Origin of the sequence: uncultured Mucilaginibacter sp. (genome assembly GCF_903913935.1) — a bacterium.
In the GTDB taxonomy this organism is placed as follows: domain Bacteria; phylum Bacteroidota; class Bacteroidia; order Sphingobacteriales; family Sphingobacteriaceae; genus Mucilaginibacter.
Window position 1 is genome coordinate 1 of record NZ_CAIWNH010000528.1, and the last position, 5273, is coordinate 5273.

Consider the following 5273-nt stretch of genomic DNA (forward strand, 5'->3'; position numbering starts at 1 on the left):
ATCCTGATAAGGAATATTGCGTTTGATGCAAATGGTAAAAACAATACGGGGAAAAACATTTTTTGTATCAAATCAACCCTAAGCGCCAATGGATCAATTAATAACCTGGTCATCCAAAAATGTTCATTCACCGGGTCAAAAAACTATGGTTCAGTGTTTTTGATCGGTCCTACAGATCACATTACCAATGTGGTGATTTTTAACTGTATGTTCAATAATTTGGGTTCCAGCGCGGTTTCAGTAAGAGGTATAAATGGCTTAACATTTAATAACAATACAATAACCAATTGGGACCAGCTTGATAAAATAAATGCTGCATTCTCATTTCAATCGCAGGTTTGTTCTAACATCGTTTTCAGAAATAATTATTTTAAAAATAAGGACGCCGCGTATTTTGCGGTTGAGTGTGCAGGCACCTATCTCAACCACGGATTTTTTACGGGTAATACTTTTGATGGGAATGGTTATGATGCCTCCGGAATTTCCGGCGTGTTTAATAATTGCCTTTTTAAAGACAATAAGCATTTAAACGGTGGTGGCACCCACCGCAGCGGGTACGAATTGGTTGGGGATAACGACACTTTAACAAATAATATGATCGAGCATGGGTCTATCCAATTGGGGGCCGGAACACCAAATATTGCCTATGCCGCCCACACTGGATCGGGATATATCGTTACCGGGAACAGGATTACCGGCAATTATGGCACCAATAACTTGTGTTTATCGATAGGAGGTTTTGATACTGTTAAAAGCGCTCGGATTGAGCATAATATTTTTGATAACCGGGGTGGTAAGGGCAATGCACCCGTTATTGAAATAGGACAGCGCGGGCCGGCAAAAAATGTAACTATACAAAACAACCAGCTGCTGGGCGCCCCGGGAAATTCCTGTATCAAGATGAAAGTATCGGCAGGAAACCACTATTCGGAAAATATAATAATCAGGAAAAACACCATCACCGGGGAAAACGGGATCCAGATTTATGATATGCAAATTTGGAAAGGGGTGAAAATCTCGGAGAACGATTTTACCGGGGTTTCAGGCACTGGTATTATGAAGACAACCAGTTTTTCTCCTGAGTTCCGAATAGAAAAGAACAAGTCCCTAAAAAGCCTTAATTAAAAATTAAAAGAAATGTGAAAAATTAAAAATATTTTCATTAATCCTATTATTTATATAGGATTAATAATAAATTTACACGGTAAAACTAAAACGCTATTTGGGCATGATGAAAGGGTATTTCTCAATAATTTTTTTGGGCTGCCCGTACTTCAATTATATGGGACTCAGGCAGGCGGAGACCATGGCCTTAAGTATAGATTAATATGATGAAGGAAAAGATCTATTTATAAAAAATCAAAATCAAGGGTTATGTTAAAAAAAGAAAGAATTTTATCTATAGATATTTCGAGGGGAAAACGCGATGAATTTGTTCAGTCGATTTCAGACCTGGGCAGGAAAAAGAAATCTTCCTATGTATGTGTGGCCAATGCACATATGCTGGTTGAGGCGCATTGGTCTAAAGATTTTCAACGTGTAGTTAACGAGGCGGATATTGTAACGCCGGACGGTATGCCTTTAGCGAAAAGTTTTAAAATATTACACGGTATAGAGCAGGAGCGGGTCGACGGTATGAGTTTGCTTCCGTCATTATTAGAATGTTCCATTGCCGAAAAGCTTGCCGTTTATTTTTATGGCGGTTCGTCCGGCCTTATTGAGCATACAAGATCATTTGTAGAAAAAGAATTTCCGTTATTGAATGTGGTAGGTATGTACTCGCCGCCTTTCAGGTATCTTACGGAGGCTGAAGAAACCATTGTAATTGATAAAATCGCTACTTCAGGGGCAAATATTGTTTTTGTTGCCCTCGGGTGTCCAAAGCAGGAGCAATGGATGGCAGAAATGAAAGATAAAATACCAGCTGTCCTGATAGGAATAGGCGGCGCTTTGCCCGTGTTGATCGGGCTTCAAAAAAGAGCGCCAGTGTGGATGCAAAAAAGCAGCCTCGAATGGCTCTATCGCCTGGTACGGGAACCAAGGCGCCTGTTTAAAAGGTACATGGTGACCAACACAGCCTTTTTATATTTACTATTTAAGGAGAAAATAATAACCAGGCGTGTCGAGCACGGTATAGCCCGTCAGAAGATCAGTGATCCGGCTATCGAACGCGTTGACTTTTAACGTTCAGGCATTTTCTCAAAAATGAATTGCTAACGATCTGTAATTTATTCAGCAGGAATATATCCGATTTTACCGGGCACTAAAATTTTAGCGAACTAACAAAACTTAAAGCAAATGCAAGAGATCAGCTTTTTTGAAAATAAAAATGTAATTGTAACACAAACAAGGTTTATTGTTGCACATAAAGTAGTCGAAATAAAAAATATTTTGGCTGTTAAAACACGTTCGGTTAGGGTTTACAGAGCTCTTAAACTTGTACTGGCTTTGATCGGCTTCCTGTTAATATTTTTCAATGCCTGGAGAATCCCGGGGATAATTTTGTTTTTTGTTTCCATTTTAAGCGTGTATTTTACCGAAGAGAAATATTCTGTCCATCTTAACACAAAATCTGGCGAAACAGATAGTTTAATCTCAAAGGACCGGGATTATATTGAACAAGTAGTTAAAGCTATCAACTACGCTATGTGGGCTTATCATTTAAAAACAGCGCCAATGTAGCGTTCTTGCCTGATTATTATAAACTTCGCCGCGCCGGGGAATTAAATGGCTGATTTTCCGCCGTTCAAATTTAATGCTATCTTTTGATGCAGTTCCTGATTTGTTAACGTTTTAAATATCAAGGTATCTTGACAGAGCAACGCTACATATCGGCATCTTTCGCTCAAGCTTCGACGGGTAACGGCAGGCCACTTAACATAGGTTTAATTGCAGCGCCGGGAGTCCATTTTATTTTCCCTCCTGGTAGTGCTCAATGAACCATTTAAGCGCTACGCTTTTGTTGGTTTGTTTGTAAGCCAATACAACCTCGGTGTTTACCGGTATATTTTCCAATCCAATAAACGATACGTTTAAGTAACTATATTGCTGCCTTAGCGAACAAGGCAAAATAGATACACCGAGGCCGGCTTCGATCAATTGCAGTATCGAGTGTACATTGTTGGCTTCGTGTACAATCCCGGGGTTAAACCCCATCCTTCCGCATATCTCAATGAGTTTGTCGTTGTAGCGGGGCGCAAAATCCTTGTTGAAAAATATGAACGGGCTGCGGTTAAGATAGTCAGCAAGGTCTTCTTGCGTTTCGAACTTCAATTCCGATGCAGGGATAACTACCATAAAGGGATCAAAAAAAAGGGACTGTACTTTTAATTGTTTTGAATGTACAGGCGCGCGCAGTATACCCACATCAAGGCTTCCCTGTTCCAGTGCTTTTATCTGCATCAGCGTCGGGATCTCGAATAAATTTGTTTTAATATGGGGGAACACGTCGCGCATCGCTATTAAAACATCGGCAAGGTGCGACTGGTAAACAGAACTGATGTAGCCGATCTTTAATTCGCCACTTTCGCTTTTATGAATTTGTTTAACAATGCTTTTGCTTTCTTCAAGGTGCGCAAAAATAGCAGCCACTTCCATTTTAAAACATTTTACCAGCTTCAGTAAGGGTTACCCGCTTGTTTTTTCGGATAAACAGCAATACGCCCAATTCATCTTCCAGCTCCTTTATCTGCCGACTTAAGGGCGGTTGAGAAATAAAAAGCTTTAATGCCGCGTTCCGGAAATGCAATTCTTCAGCAACTGTTTTAAAATATAAAAGATGTCTTAATTCCATACCTATAGGGTATCAATTATTGATAAAATTGATATTTTCCAAATATGAATAAAGCCGGTAACTTTGGCAAATCAATATATAGATATGAAAACGGATTATTCAAAAAAGGCAACCAACCAGGAGATCAGGGAAAGATTTGACAAGGACACCGAACGCTTTTCGAACCTCGAAACCGGTCAGCAAACCACTATCGACGCGCCGCTAACGATGGAGCTTTGTACGGAAGCCGCAAAATATGTTAACCCGCAGGCTAAGGAACTGCTTGATATCGGTTGCGGCGCAGGCAATTACACCCTTAGGATGTTGAGTAAGGTCGCCGGCCTTAACTGCACACTAAACGACCTGAGCATGCCGATGCTTCAAAAAGCCAAAGAAAGAGTTTCACCACAAACGGCGGGCACGGTTACTTTAATCCAGAATGACATGCGGAACCTTGACCTGCCGGACAATCATTTTGATATTATCCTGGCTGCGGCCACCCTGCATCATTTGCGCGATGACGACGACTGGGAGTTGATGTTTAATAAAATTTATAAAGCGCTTAAACCGGGCGGCAGCTTTTGGGTATCTGACTTAATCGCTCATGATTCCGAATTTATCAACAAGCTGTTTGTGGATAAGTACAGCAACTATTTGGAGACGCTGGGTGGCCCCGAATACCGCCAGAAAGTTTGGGACTATGTAAATTATGAAGACACCCCCCGTTCACTGAATTACCAGCTTGCTTTGCTTGCAAAAGTTGGATTCAGTGCAATAGAGGTATTACACAAAAATTCGTGCTTTGCTGCCTTTGGTGGAATAAAATAGCATAGCGAAACAGAGAGATTTCAAATCTAAGCTAAGTGATGACTTGCGACGTCAACAACGCTTAGCTACTGCAGCGTAAATTGTTTTGGATATCAATTGTGCTCGCGCCCGGTCATACTTCCTCTGCTTAACCGAACAGTCTCTTATGTGTCTGCGCAAAAAAAATGCCGTTGCGTTGAGGAGGGCATTTTGCGGAGAGGGAGGGATTTGTTTTCCTCCCAAACCGAATTGATATTCAATATGTTAGGCGGATTTTATTTCTTACTCACCGAAATACTCACCACTTTTTTTGTACAATTTAATTGCAAATCTTATAGTATAAAAATAGGCAATTCTCGCCATTTTTACAAAAAAAACTTGACCTAAATAGTAATCAACCATTATAAGAAGTTAGAATACATTGTTCAAAAAAGGCGCCCCCATCTCAGCTGGAGCGCCATAACTAATCAACTAAAGCAGACCTTCAAATCTGTTTTTCGTAAAGGCGTTTTACCATATTGATTTTAATGGTATCAACGTTGTATTTTCAAAAATGGCGCCCTTTTCGCTTTTAAAAACTAAATGGTTAAATGGTTTGTGCGGGAAAAACAAGCTCGTTAATACACTTAAACCATTATCTGCAAATAATTCTATTGAAGAGGCATCAATAACCAGCTCCACCTGTGAATGAGGG

At 40.3% G+C, this 5273-nt stretch carries 7 protein-coding genes; 4 read left to right on the top strand and 3 right to left on the bottom strand.

Features of this window, described 5'->3' with window-relative positions:
• The 3 genes from QZY09_RS21165 to QZY09_RS21175 form a co-directional block, all read left to right on the top strand.
• Positions 1–1125: right-handed parallel beta-helix repeat-containing protein (locus tag QZY09_RS21165; RefSeq protein ID WP_295675807.1), on the top strand; the 1125-nt coding region annotated here is incomplete at its 5' end.
• A gap of 249 nt (positions 1126–1374) precedes the next feature.
• The gene (locus tag QZY09_RS21170; RefSeq protein WP_295675810.1) at positions 1375–2184 is read left to right on the top strand and encodes a WecB/TagA/CpsF family glycosyltransferase; all 810 of its coding nucleotides are present in this window, start codon (positions 1375–1377) and stop codon (positions 2182–2184) included.
• Positions 2185–2298: 114 nt separating this feature from the next.
• Entirely contained in the window at positions 2299–2682 is a 384-nt protein-coding gene (locus QZY09_RS21175; RefSeq protein ID WP_295675812.1) for a DUF6232 family protein, read from the top strand.
• Between the two features lie 228 nt (positions 2683–2910).
• On the opposite strand, the gene QZY09_RS21180 is transcribed toward QZY09_RS21175, so the two are convergent.
• Positions 2911–3597, bottom strand: a complete 687-nt coding sequence (locus QZY09_RS21180) for a LysR family substrate-binding domain-containing protein (protein ID WP_295675814.1) — start codon at positions 3595–3597, stop codon at positions 2911–2913.
• 1 nt (position 3598) lies between these two features.
• On the bottom strand, positions 3599–3793 hold the full coding sequence (locus QZY09_RS21185) for a LysR family transcriptional regulator (protein ID WP_295675815.1): 195 nt from the start codon (positions 3791–3793) through the stop codon (positions 3599–3601).
• An 84-nt stretch (positions 3794–3877) separates the two neighbouring features.
• Here QZY09_RS21185 and QZY09_RS21190 point away from each other — a divergent pair, with 84 nt between their 5' ends.
• Positions 3878–4600, top strand: coding sequence for a class I SAM-dependent methyltransferase (locus QZY09_RS21190; protein WP_295675817.1), 723 nt, complete (start codon positions 3878–3880; stop codon positions 4598–4600).
• Between the two features lie 489 nt (positions 4601–5089).
• On the opposite strand, the gene QZY09_RS21195 is transcribed toward QZY09_RS21190, so the two are convergent.
• Positions 5090–5273 (bottom strand): GH32 C-terminal domain-containing protein (locus tag QZY09_RS21195; protein WP_295675819.1); only part of this gene is annotated, 184 nt, incomplete at its 5' end.

Excerpts from the sequence above, each read along its gene's own strand:
- QZY09_RS21175 (WP_295675812.1), top strand. The coding sequence starts at position 2,299 with ATGCAAGAGATCAGCTTTTTTGAAAATAAAAATGTAATTGTAACACAA.
- QZY09_RS21185 (WP_295675815.1), bottom strand. The coding sequence starts at position 3,793 with ATGGAATTAAGACATCTTTTATATTTTAAAACAGTTGCTGAAGAATTG.
- QZY09_RS21190 (WP_295675817.1), top strand. The coding sequence starts at position 3,878 with ATGAAAACGGATTATTCAAAAAAGGCAACCAACCAGGAGATCAGGGAA.
- QZY09_RS21170 (WP_295675810.1), top strand. The coding sequence starts at position 1,375 with ATGTTAAAAAAAGAAAGAATTTTATCTATAGATATTTCGAGGGGAAAA.
- QZY09_RS21180 (WP_295675814.1), bottom strand. The coding sequence starts at position 3,597 with ATGGAAGTGGCTGCTATTTTTGCGCACCTTGAAGAAAGCAAAAGCATT.